Source organism: Clostridium manihotivorum, assembly GCF_004015185.1.
GTDB classification, from domain to species: Bacteria; Bacillota; Clostridia; order Clostridiales; family Clostridiaceae; genus Clostridium_AR; species Clostridium_AR manihotivorum.
In genome coordinates, this window is sequence record NZ_CP025746.1 from 501526 (window position 1) to 519287 (window position 17762).

Genomic DNA, 17762 nt, shown 5'->3' on the forward strand with positions numbered 1-17762 from the left:
AGATTAATTATAAGCTTTAGAAGTTACTGTTAGTTGAAGTAGCTTCAAAGCTATATAAATCAATGATTTGGTGCATTTTTTATATACCTTGCATTGTAATAAATGTTACTATTTTGGCAAATAGTTTTGTTCTTATACATAAAAAGGATAAAATATCCTTATATTTTTACATTATTTTAATACACTTATAGTTATGATATTAAATAGAAGAAATTGCTAATTGCCTCAAAATGCAGTAAAATTAATGGGTATATACTAAATTCATAGAAAATAATGTCATATTATAGGGGGAGAAAAATGAAAAAATTAATTGCTTTTGTATTCACATTTTTATTATTTTCTTTTGGAGCAAGTCATCATGCTTTTGCAGCAACAAATGACAGTAAGGACGATGTTCTTACTAAAATCCAACAAACTAATCAACAAATTCAAGTTTTAATAGATAATGCTAAGGTTAAGGGTTCAGAAATCAATGCTAAACTCGATAAACAAATTATAGACTTACAAAATCAAAAGGCTGCTTATGCAGGCCAAGAAGATAAAATAGCTGAAATAGATAAAGAAATTGCAGAATTAAAGGATGAAGCTAGCAAGGATATAGACAAGCTTTGCTTAGATTTATATAATGAAACTGAAGATTTAGCTAACGCTATGGTAAAAGAAGCACAAGCTGCTGGAATCCAAGTGGAAAAGCAATATTTTGATCAGAATATTGGTGGAAAGATTATTGCGATAGATCCGATACAGGTAGTTGCTTAGTATAGGAGTATAACTTTCTTGCTATGTGTTATCTATCTACATAATATTATTTGTTGCTAAAGTGGGGAGGAATTATGTCTGGGGTGTTTTTTAATTATAAAGGAAGTTATATAGAAAAAGTTTTAAGCAAAAAAAATGAGCTTTCTCTACTTGCTAATAGTGGACAAACTGAAGTTATGATTCAAAGAATAGATAAGGATACATTATTCTTTATTTATCCTGGAGATAATTCTGACTTAATGGAACTTTTTTATATATTAGAGGGGAAGATAGCATTAGATTTTAATAACGAAACAATACGACTATCACAAGGTGATTATATAGTTTCTAAGGATTTAAAAGATAAGACATTTTTTAAAACTGAGACAGATGTTTCCTTATTATATGTTAGTAATCAACCTGTATTTCATCTTATGAGTAATAAAATGAAAAAGCTTTCTGAAATGAGAAGACTAGTTGAAGAAAAAGATATGTATACTCATGATCATGGTGAGAGAGTTAAAGAATACTCGGCTAAAATGGGAGAAAAATTACATTTATCTAATAATAGAATAACAGTGTTAACCTTTGCGGCAGCTTTTCATGACTTAGGAAAAATAAACGTTCCAGACGAAGTCCTCAAAAAACCAGGTAGGCTTACTAAAGAAGAGTTCGAATACATAAAAAAGCATCCTAAGGATGGAGAAGATATAGTAAAGGGGACTTTCATACAAGAAGCTGCTAAAGCTATTGGACAACACCATGAGAGACTAGATGGTAGCGGATATCCTCTTGGCTTAAAAGGTGACGAGATTTGTATTGAAGCTAAAATAGTAGGGGTTGCAGATTCCTACGATGCTATGACTTCTGATAGACCTTATAAAAAAGGGATGAGTCCAAAGGATGCCATAGAAGAACTCAAAAGCTTAACTGGGAAACACTACGACGAGTTGATTGTAGAAAAATTAGAAGAGGTACTTAAAGAAGAAGGATTAATTTAAAAAGATATAAAGATTTAGTATATACTATATTTAAAAAAGATAAGGGTGACCACTGAACTAGGAATTTAGTTTGGAGGTCACCTTTTTCATTATTGTTGTATTTCTCATAATATGGCATTTACTATGTAACTTTAATTTCAATAATATATAGTTCTAATAGATCGAAGATATGCGTATTAGCTAGCGGAAAAACCATCAGTGGCTAGAGAGATTGTTAGAGTTTTGAAATGAGGAAAAAATGGTAATGGATTTATTAAAGGTGATAAATAAATAGCAACTTAGGAGTAGGGACATTTATTTATAAGCCTATGATGACAAACATAAAAGCTGTAAGCTAACATCTACCTAAGCTTCTAAATCACTTAAAGCTTGTAGTAATGCAACAAAGTGGTAAGCAGTTTAATGCAGTTAAAATACAACAGGATAATAAGATAAAATGATGTACATATTTGTATATAATAATTTAAATATATGGCAAACTTATATTGAAGTCTTGTGGGATATAATGTAATGTAAGTGGTATAATGGTTATCAAAAAGTCAGTGAGGAAAACTTATGTCTATTACATCAATAAACATATATATTTATAAGGAGTAACAAAATGAGAGGCCTATAGTAATATCAAGTATTGCGATTTTAATGTTTATATTATCATATGTTATTTATAAGTATGAGAAGGTTGAGCTACTAGCTGGTATAGAGAAATCAAAAGTGAAGGATGTACCGGGCTTAGCAAAGTTTGCAGGAAAAGTTATAGCTCTTATGGCAACAGGAATTTTTATATTAGCTCTTGTTGGAAGTATCATACCACATGCAGGTATAGCATTTATAATATATATTATTGCTTTATTGATTGTCTATATTTTTAGATTGGGAAAATACCTATAGTTTAATAGTTAATTTACAAGTCTTAATAAAAAATTAAATTACTTTATTTGGCCTATATCCATAATTGGCATACTTGCTTCTGTAATTTTATATAATAACTTTATTATAGATGGAGTTGAAACATAAGGGTGGCCCTCGAGCTAAAGATTTAGTTCGGGGGTCACCTCTTTCATTATTGCTGTATTTCTCATAATATGGCATTTACTATGGACTTTCAATTTCAATAATATATAATACTAATAGACTGAAGATATATTAAATTTAGTTTATAATAAATTTTAAAGAAATTGGCAGCACTTAATTTATTCTTTGTTAATGTACTGTGTTGAAATTAATTGGTCAGTCATCCGATGCTTAAATGAGCTTGCGCAAAGAATTAATATGATTTTGTCATATTCCATGGCTAAAACTGTAAACTCACTACGTTCGAACAGTACAGTTTCTTAACGCCATTCCATCTGAAAAAATCATTTAATTCTAGTTGCTCGCTCATAGAGCATCTCCTTCATGACCACTTAATTTCAACAGTATTATTAAACAGAGTCTTAATTGGAAAAATGATCGCGTGAGAGGGGATTTAGAATAAAATGGCTAAAATATGCGTACTAGCGGAAAAACCATCAGTGGCTAGAGAAATTGCTAGAGTTTTGAAATGCGGAAAAAAAGGTAATGGATTTATTGAAGGGGATAAATATATAGTAACTTGGGCCTTGGGACATTTAGTTACCCTTGCTGATCCAGAAGCCTATGATGATAAGTATAAGAGCTGGAAGATTGAAGATCTGCCTATGCTTCCAAGCAACTTAAAGCTTGTAGTAATAAAGCAAAGTGGAAAACAGTTTAATGCAGTAAAGGAACAGTTAATAAGAAAAGATGTTTCTGAGATTGTTATAGCTACTGATGCTGGTAGAGAAGGTGAGCTTGTTGCTAGATGGATTCTAGAAAAAGCTAGAGTAAACAAACCTATAAAAAGATTATGGATATCTTCTCAGACAGATAAGGCTATATTGGAAGGCTTTAGAAATCTAAAACCAGGTTCTCAATATGATAATCTTTATAAGGCAGCAGCTTGTAGAGCAGAGGCTGACTGGGTAGTTGGTCTTAACATAACAAGAGCTCTTACTTGCAAACATAATGCTCAGCTTACAGCAGGACGTGTACAGTCAGCTACTTTAGCAATGATAGTAAATCGTGAGGAAGAGATAAAGAACTTTAAACCTAAGGATTACTATACTATAACTGCAAAGACTAAAGGTTTTACTCTAAGCTGGAGAGATAAGAATAATAACAGCAGTATCTTTGAAGAAGATAAGGTGAATAAGATAATAACAGCTACTAAAGGAAAAGAAGCAAATGTAGTTGATGTTATTGAAAGTCATAAGAAGCAGTATGCTCCAGCTTTATATGATCTTACGGAGCTTCAAAGAGATGCTAATAGGATATTTGGATATTCTGCAAAGCAGACTTTATCAATAATGCAGAGATTATATGAAAATTATAAGTTCCTTACTTATCCAAGAACAGATTCTAGATATATATCAACTGATATAGTAGCAACGCTTCCGGATAGGCTTAAGGCCATTTCTATAGGAAGTTATAGGGCTGTAGCTACTGAAATATTAAATGGTAAAATAAATGCTCATAAGGGCTTTGTAGATAATAGTAAGGTTAGTGATCACCATGCCATTATTCCTACTGAGGAAAAGGTAAACTTAGCTTTATTAAGCAATGAAGAAAGACATATTTATGACTTAGTAGTTAAGAGATTTCTTTCTGTAATGCTACCACCTTATGAATATATACAAACCACAATATCAGCAGATATAAATGGAGAAACCTTTGTAGCTAAAGGAAATGTTGTAAAGTCTAAGGGCTGGAAGAAAGTATATGACAAGTCAGAGGACCTTTCTGAAGATGAAGACGAAAAGGACAGCCAAGAGCTTCCTGTTGTGAAAAAAGGTGATAAGCTGCCTATACTTTCTGTTGATAGTAAGAAGCAACAAACTAAACCACCAGCAAGGTTTAACGAAGGTACATTACTTTCAGCTATGGAAAAACCTCATAAATACGTTTCGGTAGATAAGCAATCAGCTAAGACCTTAGGAGAAACAGGAGGAATAGGAACTGTTGCTACTAGAGCGGATATAATAGAAAAGCTGTTTAACATGTTCTATATAGAGAAGAATGGTAAGGAAATAATACCAACTTCCAAAGGAAAACAACTTATAGAGCTAGTTCCAGAAGAACTAAAATCACCTTTGATGACTGCTAAATGGGAGCTTGAACTAGACCTAATAAGCAAAGGCAAGAAGGATCCAAGAGTTTTCACAGAAGATATGAGAAACTATGCTAAGGAGCTAGTTGAAGATGTTAAAGGAAGTAGTGATAAGTTCAGACATGACAATATCACAGGTAAGAAGTGTCCTGAATGCGGTAAATATATGCTTGAGGTCAGCGGTAAGAACGGCAAGATGCTAGTTTGTCAGGATAGAGAATGTGGCCATAGAGAAAACCTAAGCAGATTCACAAATGTAAGATGCCCAGAATGTCATAAGAGACTTGAACTTAGAGGACAGGGAGAAGGGCAGATATACGTATGTCCAAACAATAACTGCAACTTTAGAGAAAAAGCAAGTTCTTTTAATAAGAGATTTGATAAGAAGTCTGACAAGGTAAATAAAAAAGAAGTTGCTAATATCATGAAAAAGATGAAAAAAGAAAGCGATGCGCCTATAAATGATGCCTTTGCTGGTCTTATGTCAATGTTTGATAAAAATAAATAGAATTGACGGTAATTCAGAAAAGTAAAAAGGACTTAGCTTCATTAAATAACAAATTAATCCAATATATCTTTCGATTGATGGACTAATATAAACCAATAGCTAATAATTTACAGATATACAGAGTTTGAAAGTTAAGAACTAATTTACTATTATTAAACTAATGAAAGTTTGTCAAAAACTTTATTTTCCAGCAGGTATAAATAAAGTTTCGATATAGAAAGTTTTTAATTATAGGGAACCAACTTCAACTATTAATTTATACATGCCACAAAATTCCCAGAAGCCGGGATTTTATAACAAGTATAAATTAAGTTTTCAAATAGGTTCCCTATAGGTATCCTTTACGAAAACTTAATTTATGTATGTTCGATAATACCGGCTTCTGGGGATTATCGGGCATATATAAATTAATAGTTGGAGTTGGATATCTATATATAACCTATTTGAAAAACTTAACATGTATATTTAAAGTAGATCTGTTATTGGGAGATGAAAAAAATGAAAGAGTCCTTTGGAAATGGCAGTAATAAAAGACCTATACTAAAAATTCCTCATTCTAACTTGGAGAGGGTTTTAGAGATATTAGCTATTGCTTCAATTATTATTCAAATAGCTATGCTTACAGCTTATTGGAGCAGGATACCTCAGCGTATAGTAACGCATATAGGTATAGATGGCAGACCAGATAGATGGGGAGGAAGAGGAGAACTTTTGGTTCTACCTATAATCTCAGTAGTTTTATATGTTCTTTTTACAACCTTAAGTAAGTTCCCTCACATATTCAATTATATAGTTGATATAAATGAGGAAAATGCTAAGTATCAATATAGCAATGCCAGAACATTAATGACAGCTATAAAGTCAGAAATGCTCATGTTCTTTACGGTATTTCAATATAATTCCTTGATGGATGCCTTAAACCGTAAAAGTTATTTTGGTCAATCGGCTTTACCAATTTTTATCATAACCATATTTGCAACACTAATATACTTTATAAGAAAATCCTTGAAAAAAAATGAGCCTAATAAAGGCTGATACCCTTTAAAGAGCAGACTATATTCTTAAACATAAGAGGATGGACTGCTCTTTTTACTGTTGATAAAACCAAGATAAAGTCTTATGCGTTTACAAAAATATAATGAAAAGGTTTGCCTTTTTCGTGGGAAAGGGTAGTTTTTTTCCTAGCTAAATCTAGTTGCTTCATCGGTTTAGAACAGCTAGTTAGTATATATATAGTAAAAAAATAAGACCTATTGGCAAATTATTTATAAGTTTATAGGTAAAAATATTAATATATTGACAATTTTGTTACTATTATTTCCTTAGAAGTTATATAATATAAATTGAGTATTTTACTAGGAGGGTTTAGTTGGTGATAAAAAGCTTATTTATAGATAGAAAAATGCTGAAGCATTTAGATTTTGGCATCATAATAACTGTTATATTAATAGTTTTATTTGGTTCTTATAATATATACACTTGCAGTAATAAAGCCCCTCAACAGATAAGATGGCTTATTTTATCTTTGGTTATCTCTTATGTAGTTTTGCTGATTGACTACGTTAATATAAAGATGTATGTTAAGATATTCTACTGGTTATGTATGATGGTGCTTTTATATACCTTGTTTTTTGGAAAGACAATAAATGGGGCAACGGGATGGATTTACGTGGGCTTCTATATACAACCGGCAGAAATGGCAAAGATAGCTCTCATAATGATGCTGGGAGTGAAGATAGAGGAGATGGAGTTTAAGGTTAATAATATAAAAAACCTTATTATACTGGGGATATACTGTGCTATTCCAATGGGACTCATAATTAAGCAGCCAGATATGGGCATGACTATGGTACTTTTCTTCATAGTAGTAGGTGTTGCTTTTTCCGCTAAGCTTAACTTAAAAGTATTAGCAGCTGGAATATTAGCGGTGATAATAGCTGTAGTTGGAGTATGGAACTCAGGACACTTTATTAAACCTTATCAAAAAGGAAGAATTATAGCCTTTTTAGATCCAGAGTCTTATGCCTTAGGTGATGGATATCAATTGCTTCAATCTATGACTGGAGTTGGTTCTGGAGGCTTTTTTGGTAAGATATTAACCGGAGAAAAAAGAGATAATGGAGGTTATGTAGCAAGCAATGTACCGGAGCCACAAACAGATTTCATATTTGCAGTAACCACAGAGAACTTTGGAACTTTTGGAGCTATTATTTTGCTAAGCCTTTATGGTTTCCTAATATATAGAATGATTGCTATAGCAAAGATTGCTAAGGATGGGTTTGGAATGATAGTTGCCTCAGGGTTAGCCACGTATTTTACCTTTGCTATACTTCAAAATGGAGGAATGGCAATAGGTATCATGCCTATAACTGGAATAACCTTTCCACTGCTAAGCTATGGAGGTAGTTCACTTTTGACTACAGTAGTGGCTATAGCTCTTGTATTGAATATAGGTATGAGAAGAAAAAAGATTGTTTTCTAGATCGAATAAATAACTTAATTTAAAAATAACATAAGGGAAGTCTATATTATAGGTATCCTTTATGAAAATTTAGTTTATACATGTTCGATAATCCCGGCTTATGAGGATTATCGGGCATATATAAATTAATAGTTGAAGTTGGATAATTATACAGGCGTTTTATGTGAAATGCTTCTGTAATATAGATTTCCACTAATTATTTTTTTGCTGATATAAGTTTAATTTGAATATTTTAAACTGTTCCTCTTAAGCCGATTTCATCTGCAGCTTTTTGCATGCCTTTTATCGTTTCTTCTATTACTTTATCTAGATCAATACCAAGCTTTTCCGAACCCTTTGTTATCACTTCTCTATTTACTCCTGCAGCAAAGCCTTTTTGCTTCCATTTCTTTTTTACTGACTTTACTTCCAAGTCTAAAACGCTTTTGCTTGGTCTTAGAAGACAGGTTGCAGTTATAAGACCTGTTAGTTCATCAGTTGTATAAAGTACCTTTTCCATGGTCTCTATAGGTTCCACATCATTTACTAGTCCATAACCATGGCTTTGGATAGCTCTAATATATGCCTCTGGCCAGTTTCTTTCTTCAAGAATCTCTCTAGCTTTAGAACAGTGCTCTTCTGGATACATCTCATAGTCTATATCATGAAGTAAACCGACGATACCCCACTTTTCAGAGTCTTCATTGTAAATCTTTGCAAAGTGCTGCATTACAGCCTCTACGGATAAAGCATGGTTTATAAGACTTTCGCTTTTGTTAAATTCTTTTAGAAGAGATAGTGCCTCTTCTCTGTTTGGTGTTTTTTCTGACATTTGTATATCACCCTTTCTATAATTTTTAGGACCGTTAAGACATACCTTTCAAATCAAGTCTATATAGAAGTTTCTCTATAATAACTCAAGTTAAACAACAGTCTTAAACATACTTTTGAAAGCTAAACTTATATAAAATAATAGTAATATGATATGAATTTGTCAAGTTTTACAATATATTTTATTATTTAGGCAATTATATTCTGCATAAAATTGAATATTGATAATTGTAGTAGGCTTAAATATAAATATTGGAGAAAGAATAAAGAAAGAAAATTTATTACACTGACCAGATTTATCTCGTATACACTGGAAAGGACAAACGCTTAAAAAATTGCCAAAGAAAATTGTTAAGGAAAATCACTTTATCGATTTTTTTATGAATGTGATAAAAAATAATGAAGATAATAAAAATGTATTTCAAACTGTTTAAACCTTTTGCAATTTATAAATAGAGGAGAAAAATATGTGTAAAGAGGCAAAAATATTATTAGCAGTAAGTACTATTTTTACGTTAGGTATGGGCTTGTCAGGTATATTTGCAAACATATTCTTCTGGAGAGAAACTGGAGACTTTACAATTATAGCTATATACAATTTAATGCATTATATTTTTACACCTATTTCCTTCATAATAGCTGGCTTTATAGCCAAAAAGAAAAATGGAATATGGGCTTTAAGAATAGGTTTATTATTGTATTCAATATTTTATGTATTAATATTGCTTATAGGAAAAAATGGAGTTTGGGCTATATATTTTTTAGGAATGGTATATGGAATTGCTTGCGGTTTTTATTGGCTGGCGTTCAATACCTTAAGCTTTGATTTTACTTCACCAACTAACAGAGACACTTTTAATGGTTTTAATGGGAGCTGTAGTGGTTTTGCAAGTATTGTAGCACCTTTTACCTCAGCATATATAATTACTAGGTTTGAAGGTATAAAGGGTTATAGCATAGTCTTTGGTATAACACTTGCATTGTTTGTTGTATTAATGCTTATAAGCCTGACCTTAAAGTGTAAGAATTGTGGCAATAAGCTCAATCTAAAGGTTGCCTTTTCTAAAAATAATGAGGATTGGTCAAAAATTAGAAAAGCTACTATGTGTTGGGGCTTCAGAGATGTTATTATAGTATTTATAGTAAACCTTTTAATATTTCAAAGTACAGGAAGCGAGTTGTCTCTTGGTAAGTTATCATTAATTGGAGCATTCATATCGTCTTTAGCTTATATATTAGTACAAAAAATAATCAAGCCAAAACGAAGAAGACTAGCAATATTAATTGGTGCCTCATCAGCTCTTGTAGGTGCAATTATGCTTTCTTTAAGAATAAGCTATACCATACTTTTAATATATACAATGATAGATTCATTCTTCATACCGTTTTTTATGATCCAATTGTCTTCTACTACCTTTAATGTAATAGACAAATCTCATGATGGAGATCTAAGAGTAGAGTATATGATTAATAAGGATATAGTTCTTAACTTAGGCAGAATCATAAGTACTGTAGTTCTAGTAATTTTACTTTCAACTTTTAAAAGATATAACATTTTAAATATATACATAATTATTATAGGAGCAACACCTTTAATATCAGGCTATTTTCTATCTAAGCTTAAGAGTATCTTAGATGGAAAAGTGGATTGAAGATTAATCTATTGGGGGGATTTTTTTGGAGAAGTTTATAATGATATGCGGCTATGGAGGCGTAGCCTTTGAGTTGTGTAAGATATTGCTAGATAATAAAAACTACATAACTGAAAAGTATAACTTAGATTTAAAATTAAAATCAATAGTGGGTAGGCATGGACAGCTTTACGAGGAAAAAGGTATTGACTTAGAAGCCCTGTTGAAATTTGGAAAAGGTTCCTCTGCTATAGAAGAGTATGCAAAGCAAAAGAAGTTAACTTTAAATACTAATATAGTATTTGAGGGAGATGTTCTTGTGGAGTCTACTCCCACTGATTTAGAAAGCGGAGAGCCTGGCCTTACCTATGCACTAAAGGCCTTAGATAGTGGTATGAATGTAGTGTTTGCATCTAAAGGAGCCTTAGTAACAAATTATAAACTAATTTCTACAAAGGCAGCAAATCTAGGATTAAAGATAAATTATAGTGGGGCTACTGCTGCTGCCCTGCCTACCTTAGACATAGGCGAGAATAGTTTAAGTGGAGCTAGGATTAAGTCCATAAGAGGTATACTTAATGGGACCACTAACTTTATATTAACTGAGATGTTTACTAATGACATAAATTTTGAAGAGGCTCTTAAAAATGCTCAAGAAAGAGGGATAGCAGAAAAAAATCCAAAGCTAGACATAAGCGGCTTTGATAGCGCCTGCAAGCTTCTTTTGATAGCAAACAAGATATTTAATAAGCAGTATGATATCAGCAAAGTCCATATAAAGGGTATCGATAGATTAAGTGATGAGGATATTCATTTAGTAAAAGCTAATGGACAAACCATAAAGCTAATAGCTACGGCTGAGTTTGACGGAAAGGAAGTTTCAATGGAGGTTGCTCCTATACCAGTGTCAAAAACAGATATGTTTTCTTCAGTTAATGGAACTAATAAGTGCATAGCTTATAATACCTTTGAGATGGGACAAATCTTTTGTGCAGGAGGGGCATCAGATCCTATGGGTGCGGGAGCAGCGGTATTAAAGGATATAATAAATTTATATAAATAAGATTTTGACACTAATAAACTATGGAATAAAGGTATATTATTGAATAAGGGGTGAATGTAATGTTTAGTGCTGAGAATTTAGCTAATTTAAGTGAATTAGAGTTGGAGTTATATAAATATGTCATAGAGAATATTAACAAAGTTATTTATATGAGAATAAGGGAGCTAGCTCAAGAGACTCATGTTTCTACCACTACAATAATAAGGTTTTGTAGAAACTTAGGTTGTGATGGCTTTTCCGACTTTAAGGTTAAGTTGAAAATGCATGCGAAAGAGAGCAATACCAAATCTGTTGATGATAACATAGATGCTATAGAAGAGTTTATGGAGAGGTCCTTAAAAGGAGACTTAGATGAAAATATAATAAAAGCAGCCGAGCTGATTGTAAACTACAATAATGTTTTATTTATAGGTATAGGTAATTCAGGATTTATAGCTGGCTACGGTGCACGTTACATGTCAAGTTTAGGCAAGTTTGCTGTACATATTGATGATCCTTATTTCCCGCTTATAGGTGACTTGGTCAATAATAGTGTTACTATAGCGCTTTCTGTGTCTGGGGAAACAGATGCTGCTTTAAGACTTATAAGCTTACTGAAATCAAAAGGTAGTAAGATAGTAAGCATAACTAATAAAAAGAGTTCTACGTTATCTAAGCTTTCTGATGTAAGCATATCTTATTATATAACTACCGAAAGCTATTTGGATAACGATCTAGAATATAGAGATACTACTTCTCAGGTACCTGCCTTATACATTGTTGAAGCATTGGCCAGGGAAGTAAATAGGATGATAGTTTAAGTAACAGGTTGTTTTTTAAAAGTACCATTTTACAATAAGAGTTATATTTAACTATATGCGGTTAAACCTTTACATAAGTGTTCTATAATTGTATAATTTTTATATGGTTGTAATATTTGACTATTATTGCTAATAATCTTAGTTGAATAAACAAATTTTTGACCCAGATTATTTTAATATTTGATTATATAAGCTTTCTATTAAGAATATTATATATTAGTTAGTTTTTGTATCAGTATATAAAGTACAAGCTTTTGCATTTAATACTTTGGCCATGTTAAAGATTATTGTTGAGATTAGTGGTTGTTTATGAGATGCTATGTAATCAATATATTAATTATTTACATAAGCTCATTAAAGTGTCTTAAAACTAATCAATTAATTTCAATGTAATGGTTAAAACAGCCAAGCTTTAAATATGTAGCTCATATAAAAATATATCTTAGGAGGAATATATCATGAATACTTATGTAGCAGAACTAAACTGTGCACAGTTGAAGTACTTGATAGAGTTTTTTGACAACTATCAAGATGAAAGCATAAAATGTACTATTAAAGATAGTGTAAGTAAAATTAAATCCACAATGGATGTAGAAACAAGTCTTCCAAAGGATAAGTTAGAGGCTTATTTAAAAACAACATTTAAAAAGAAATCAAAATACGGAATGGCATTATATTTTGCTATTTATGTAAAGTAAGTAACTTCAGAGGATGTTTTAGGGCATCCTTTTTTCATATCAATGATAGGTTATTTATATAAAGAGGGGGATTGTATGAAGCGAATTTTAATAGTCTGTGTAGCTGGCATGTCTACTAGTCTTTTAGTTAGTAAGATGATGAGCGCTGCAAACGATAAGGATTTAAGTATAGAGATATTCGCACTGCCTATCTCAAAATGTGCAAATGTAAGCAGTACCGTAGATGTAGTACTCCTTGGACCTCAAGTACGCTGCCAAAAGGCTCAAATAGATAAAATAATAAAGGGAAGAGTTCCTGTAGCGGTAATAGATATGAAGGACTATGGCATGATGAACGGAAAAGCCGTCTTAGATAAAACCCTAGCACTTTTAGGTTGATAAATTAGGATTAAAGATATATTACTTTAGTAATGTATTTTAAACCATAAGTTATGCATGTTATTACTTTTCTCACCTGTTAGATAGCCCATAAAGGGATATTATTTATATATAATATTTAATGTTTAGGAGGCTATCATGAACAATTTACAAGCACTTGGATTACATCAATTATATTTAATGGGTTTGGTATTATTTTATATAGTTTATAAGCAGGTGGTTACAAGACCAGTTAAGGGATCACGCTATATAATAATTCCTTTATTATTAATTTATTTTACCCTAGAATCAATAGATTCTATAACAGGAGGATTAGGAAAAGCAGCTGGAGCTTTGATCATACTAGCATCAGTTGGAGTTATAACCGGTGTTATATCAGGAATGTTAACTAAGATATTTAGAGGAGAAGATGGTGTACTTTATCAAAGTGGTGGGGTGCCTGTCTTAGTATTTCTTGTAATAACTATACCAATAAGAATAATGCTTAGATATACCTTAGGACATATCCCTGGAAATGAGGTTTTAAACTACGCAGGGCTATCTTACCTAGTTATGATATCTTGCCAGATGGTTGCAAAGAGCATAGTTGTAATATGGAGAAGACCGGAGGTTTTGCAATTAATATTTCAACAGAGAGCTGACAAAGCAAGAAGAAGACTTGAGAGAAGAATAGAAAAAAGCTCAAGAAGACTAGATAGGATGAATTAGATTATGTTATCATGCAAAAAATTGATAAGTAAAGCCAATGTAGAGAAAAAACTACATTGGCTTTTATTACGGTCTATGAAAGATCGCTTAAGTGACTTTTTACTATATAGAAAAATATAAAATCTTTTCCTGGACCTTTTTATTATCTATATTTTCCTCTTTCATATTGAGTGGGATACTGTATATCTTCATGAAGGTCATGAGCTGCTTTAAGTGGCCAGTAAGGATTTCTTAATAGCTCTCTTCCTAAGAATACTAAATCAGCTCTATTATTAGATAGAATTTCTTCTGCCATAGAAGGTTCAGAAATCAGTCCGCCGGCAATAGTAGGAAGCTCACAGTTTTTATTTATAATCTCTGAAGCTTTTACTTGGTAGCCAGGAAAGGCAGATATAGGAGCTGGAGCAACGCCACCTGTGCTCACATTAACAAGATCTACACCTTCTGATTTTACAAGGTTTATAAGTTTGGCCATGGTCTCTGGAGTATTTCCGCCGTCTACATAATCCTCTGCGGATACTCTAAGTATTAGAGGCTTATCTTCAGGCCATACAGTTCTTACTGCTGAAACTACCTCTTTTAAAAATCTTGCTCTATTTTCTAAACTTCCACCATACTCATCTTTTCTTTTGTTTGATAGAGGTGAAAGAAATTGGGATATAAGATATCCGTGAGCTCCGTGAATTTCTATTGTATCAAAGCCTGCCTTTAAAGCTCTTTCTGAAGAATCTTTAAATAGTTTTACTACTCTAGAAATTTCTTCTTTAGTCATTTCTACTGGTGTTCTGTAGGTTTCATCAAAAGCAAGGTCACTTGGTGCTATTATAGGTTCAGATAAAACTTCAGATTTTCTTCCTGCATGATTAAGCTGTATACCTACCTTTGCTCCATATTTGTGGCATTGATCAACTATATTTCTAAGTCCTTCAATATGAGAGTCATGCCAGATTCCTAAATCCTTTGCAGAAATACATCCACCAGGCTCAACACCTGTTGCCTCAAGTATAATAAGTCCTGTACCTCCAATTGCTCTCGTAGTGTAGTGGATGTAATGCCAGTCGTTAGCATATCCACTACTATCTGAAGAGTACATGCACATTGGAGGCATAACTATTCTATTTTTTATTCCCATGTCTTTAATTTTAAAACTACTAAAAAGTTTAGACAAATATATCACCACCTGGTTATTTTAATTTACTAAGTAAATATATTATATCATTATTTTGCTTATAAGAGTACTTTAATTCTTAGAATGTTGTATATATTCAAAGTTTGTCCATATGATGTAACTTTTGCTGGTAAGGGAATTTGTTAAGAATATACTAAATGTCTACGATAATTATGTATATTAAATTCTAGGAGGATGATTTATGCCAAAACTTAAGATGAAAGAAAAGGGGAAAAGGTTTAATTTTAGTGGAATTGGCTTTAAGTTAATACTAATACTAATATTAATCTGTCAGATTCCCTTAAATACCTTTGGGGTATTGGCTTATAAGAAAGCCAATAATATTCTTTATGATAAACTCAAGACTACAGCTAGTCAGGAATTGGAGTTAGTAAATGGATCAATAGATAATTATTTTTCCGGTATAGTAGCAACTACTCAGATGATATCTAATAATGTTGATTTAATTCAGGTATTAGCACACCCTGAGTATGACAAATCTGCTTTAGAAATATTTAAAGAGGCAAAAGAAAGTAATAGTGATATAGAACAAATAGTATTTTCAACTGTAGATAAAAAGGTTTTAAGATATCCTGCACAAGAGCAAAAAGCGGGATATGATCCAACTACAAGACCATGGTATAAAGGAGCTATAGAAAAACAGGATGGTATAAATTATTCTGAGCCATATAAGAACTCCACAGGAAAGTTTGTAGTTTCTATATCTAAAACTGTAATGAATAATGGTACTTTAGTAGGGGTAGTGTCTGTGGATGTTGATTTGAAGACTTTATCAGAAAAACTATCAAAGGTTAAGGTAGGAAATTCAGGTTATGTATTTATAAGCGATGCTACAGGTTTGATGATAGCAGATCCAGATAGTTCTCTTATAGGTGGAGATGTTACAACTAAACAAAGCTATTGGAATGAAGTGAAATCTAACCCAAGAGGTTTTGAAGAGTACAATTATAATGGACAAAATAAGTTTGCGAGTTACTCTACAAATGCAGCAACTGGGTGGAAGATAATGGCGTCTATGCAGGAAAAGGAATTAAAGGATGATACAAATGCTATAAGAAACTTGCTTATAATAGTTATACTAATAGTACTTCCTTTAAACATACTGGCAGCATATATATTTAGCCAATCAATAAAGAAAAATATAAATAAGCTGAAAGATGTATTTAGAAAGGCTTCAGCTGGTGACCTTACTGAAAGAATTAAGATTAATTCTAAGGATGAGTTTGAAGAGTTAGCTAACAGTTTTAATGAAATGACAGATGGAATATGTGGATTGATAGGTACTGCAAAGGAATCCTCAAATATAATCAATAAGACTTCTATATCTATATCGGCAATGAGTGATCAAACAACCAATGCAGTGGCAGATATAGCAAAGACTATTGATCAGGTTGCTTCAGGAAGTACAGAACAAGCTAAGGATATAGAAGACGGTGTTTCTGAGCTGCAATCACTAGTATTCAAGCTACAGGAAATAAATGAAAAGACTAAGAGTATGTTTAAGGTGTCAGAAAATACTGATGGAATGACAAAGAATGGTCTAGTAGTAATGGATATATTAGCATCAAAATCTAATGATACTAGCAATGCGTCAGATAAGATAGAGGTTGCGGTAAGAGATATGAGCGAAGCTTCTACGAACATTAAAGCTATAACTAGTAGTATAAATGATATAGCTGAGCAAACAAACCTATTGGCTTTAAATGCTGCTATTGAAGCTGCTAGGGCTGGGGAAGCAGGTAAAGGTTTCTCTATAGTGGCAGATGAAATAAGAAAGTTAGCAGAACAATCAACTTTGGCAACCAAGGATATAGAAGCACTTATAGATCAGGTTGATGATAGGTCTAAGATTGCAGTTAGGGCAGTTAGTGAAGCAAAAGCAACTATAATGGAACAAGGTGAAGCTGTTAATAAAACCAAGATTACCTTTGAGGATATTTCAAAAGCTATTGAGAACTTAAGCAATATGATAAGTAGTGTTCAAAGCTCAATAAATGATATTAATAGAGATAAAGACTCAATTATGGAAAAAATGCAGAATCTTTCAGCTATATCAGAAGAAACAGCAGCGAGCACAGAAGAGGTATCTGCAGCAACAGAAGAAGTATCTGCATCAATGGATGATTTTAATGAAAATGCTCAGAGGCTTAAGAGTTTATCTGAAGAATTAAATAATGACATAAATAAGTTTACAATTTAACAGCATGATTAAAGAAGCGTTGGTGGTACATTTGTATCACCAACGTTTTTTTACTGTCTATACCAGTAAAAAGTTTTATTTAAGCCTAGCAATATTAAGGATTTATAAGAGCCTTCTATTAATTACAGTAAAAAAGAAATTTTATTCGCCTGCCAGGTTTTCCTCATATGCATTCGGAAAGGCAGATGCGCAAAAAACTCACTGAAGAAGATCTCTTCAGCGACTTTTTTACTGTCTAGGAAAATACGAAAAATAAAAATATGAGATACATGTTAAAAGTTTAGCATTATAACATGAAGCTAATAGTGAGGTTGTTTATTTAAATTTAAAATTGTATTAAATTAAATAAAGTTTTAATTTTATATATTTTACTAGTTAAAAAATGACAATATT

Annotated in this window: 15 protein-coding genes; 13 read left to right on the forward strand and 2 right to left on the reverse strand. The window is 32.0% G+C overall.

Annotated elements, in window-relative coordinates:
• The first annotated feature begins 297 nt into the window (after positions 1-297).
• From C1I91_RS02195 to C1I91_RS02220, 6 genes are all read left to right on the forward strand, one after another.
• The gene (locus tag C1I91_RS02195; protein ID WP_128211023.1) at positions 298-759 is read left to right on the forward strand and encodes a hypothetical protein; all 462 of its coding nucleotides are present in this window, start codon (positions 298-300) and stop codon (positions 757-759) included.
• Positions 760-833: 74 nt separating this feature from the next.
• The gene (locus tag C1I91_RS02200) at positions 834-1739 is read left to right on the forward strand and encodes an HD domain-containing phosphohydrolase (RefSeq protein ID WP_128211024.1); all 906 of its coding nucleotides are present in this window, start codon (positions 834-836) and stop codon (positions 1737-1739) included.
• Between the two features lie 639 nt (positions 1740-2378).
• Complete coding sequence (locus C1I91_RS02205; RefSeq protein ID WP_128211025.1) at positions 2379-2627, forward strand: hypothetical protein; 249 nt, start codon at positions 2379-2381, stop codon at positions 2625-2627.
• 587 nt (positions 2628-3214) lie between these two features.
• Entirely contained in the window at positions 3215-5410 is a 2196-nt protein-coding gene (locus C1I91_RS02210) for a DNA topoisomerase III (RefSeq protein ID WP_128211026.1), read from the forward strand.
• A gap of 498 nt (positions 5411-5908) precedes the next feature.
• Positions 5909-6445, forward strand: coding sequence for a DUF1648 domain-containing protein (locus tag C1I91_RS02215; protein ID WP_164880419.1), 537 nt, complete (start codon positions 5909-5911; stop codon positions 6443-6445).
• 337 nt (positions 6446-6782) lie between these two features.
• Entirely contained in the window at positions 6783-7892 is a 1110-nt protein-coding gene (locus C1I91_RS02220) for an FtsW/RodA/SpoVE family cell cycle protein (protein ID WP_205694272.1), read from the forward strand.
• A gap of 232 nt (positions 7893-8124) precedes the next feature.
• Here C1I91_RS02220 and C1I91_RS02225 read toward each other — a convergent pair whose 3' ends face one another.
• Positions 8125-8703 (reverse strand): HDIG domain-containing metalloprotein, encoded by a 579-nt coding sequence (locus tag C1I91_RS02225; RefSeq protein WP_128211028.1) that lies wholly within the window; start codon positions 8701-8703, stop codon positions 8125-8127.
• A 466-nt stretch (positions 8704-9169) separates the two neighbouring features.
• Here C1I91_RS02225 and C1I91_RS02230 point away from each other — a divergent pair, with 466 nt between their 5' ends.
• The 6 genes from C1I91_RS02230 (at position 9170) to C1I91_RS02255 (ending at position 13980) form a co-directional block, all read left to right on the forward strand.
• The gene (locus C1I91_RS02230) at positions 9170-10354 is read left to right on the forward strand and encodes an MFS transporter (protein WP_128211029.1); all 1185 of its coding nucleotides are present in this window, start codon (positions 9170-9172) and stop codon (positions 10352-10354) included.
• 25 nt (positions 10355-10379) lie between these two features.
• Positions 10380-11396 (forward strand): homoserine dehydrogenase, encoded by a 1017-nt coding sequence (locus tag C1I91_RS02235; RefSeq protein ID WP_128211030.1) that lies wholly within the window; start codon positions 10380-10382, stop codon positions 11394-11396.
• A gap of 59 nt (positions 11397-11455) precedes the next feature.
• Positions 11456-12196, forward strand: coding sequence for a MurR/RpiR family transcriptional regulator (locus C1I91_RS02240; protein WP_128211031.1), 741 nt, complete (start codon positions 11456-11458; stop codon positions 12194-12196).
• Between the two features lie 458 nt (positions 12197-12654).
• A complete protein-coding gene (locus C1I91_RS02245) occupies positions 12655-12894 on the forward strand; it encodes a hypothetical protein (protein WP_128211032.1) in 240 nt (79 codons plus the stop codon).
• Between the two features lie 75 nt (positions 12895-12969).
• On the forward strand, positions 12970-13272 hold the full coding sequence (locus C1I91_RS02250; protein WP_128211033.1) for a PTS sugar transporter subunit IIB: 303 nt from the start codon (positions 12970-12972) through the stop codon (positions 13270-13272).
• A gap of 138 nt (positions 13273-13410) precedes the next feature.
• On the forward strand, positions 13411-13980 hold the full coding sequence (locus tag C1I91_RS02255; RefSeq protein ID WP_128211034.1) for a hypothetical protein: 570 nt from the start codon (positions 13411-13413) through the stop codon (positions 13978-13980).
• A 142-nt stretch (positions 13981-14122) separates the two neighbouring features.
• Here the strand turns inward: C1I91_RS02255 and namA are convergent, their stop codons facing one another.
• Positions 14123-15112 (reverse strand): NADPH dehydrogenase NamA, encoded by a 990-nt coding sequence (gene namA / locus C1I91_RS02260; protein ID WP_238476019.1) that lies wholly within the window; start codon positions 15110-15112, stop codon positions 14123-14125.
• Between the two features lie 238 nt (positions 15113-15350).
• Between namA and C1I91_RS02265 the strand changes: the two genes are divergently transcribed.
• Positions 15351-17369, forward strand: a complete 2019-nt coding sequence (locus C1I91_RS02265; protein WP_128211036.1) for a methyl-accepting chemotaxis protein — start codon at positions 15351-15353, stop codon at positions 17367-17369.
• Positions 17370-17762: the final 393 nt, after the last annotated feature.

Coding starts and splice junctions, on each gene's coding strand:
- C1I91_RS02195 (WP_128211023.1), top strand. CDS start 298: ATGAAAAAATTAATTGCTTTTGTATTCACATTTTTATTATTTTCTTTT.
- C1I91_RS02200 (WP_128211024.1), top strand. CDS start 834: ATGTCTGGGGTGTTTTTTAATTATAAAGGAAGTTATATAGAAAAAGTT.
- C1I91_RS02205 (WP_128211025.1), top strand. CDS start 2,379: ATGTTTATATTATCATATGTTATTTATAAGTATGAGAAGGTTGAGCTA.
- C1I91_RS02210 (WP_128211026.1), top strand. CDS start 3,215: ATGGCTAAAATATGCGTACTAGCGGAAAAACCATCAGTGGCTAGAGAA.
- C1I91_RS02215 (WP_164880419.1), top strand. CDS start 5,909: ATGAAAGAGTCCTTTGGAAATGGCAGTAATAAAAGACCTATACTAAAA.
- C1I91_RS02225 (WP_128211028.1), bottom strand. CDS start 8,703: ATGTCAGAAAAAACACCAAACAGAGAAGAGGCACTATCTCTTCTAAAA.
- C1I91_RS02230 (WP_128211029.1), top strand. CDS start 9,170: ATGTGTAAAGAGGCAAAAATATTATTAGCAGTAAGTACTATTTTTACG.
- C1I91_RS02240 (WP_128211031.1), top strand. CDS start 11,456: ATGTTTAGTGCTGAGAATTTAGCTAATTTAAGTGAATTAGAGTTGGAG.
- C1I91_RS02245 (WP_128211032.1), top strand. CDS start 12,655: ATGAATACTTATGTAGCAGAACTAAACTGTGCACAGTTGAAGTACTTG.
- C1I91_RS02250 (WP_128211033.1), top strand. CDS start 12,970: ATGAAGCGAATTTTAATAGTCTGTGTAGCTGGCATGTCTACTAGTCTT.
- C1I91_RS02255 (WP_128211034.1), top strand. CDS start 13,411: ATGAACAATTTACAAGCACTTGGATTACATCAATTATATTTAATGGGT.
- namA (WP_238476019.1), bottom strand. CDS start 15,112: ATGGGAATAAAAAATAGAATAGTTATGCCTCCAATGTGCATGTACTCT.
- C1I91_RS02265 (WP_128211036.1), top strand. CDS start 15,351: ATGCCAAAACTTAAGATGAAAGAAAAGGGGAAAAGGTTTAATTTTAGT.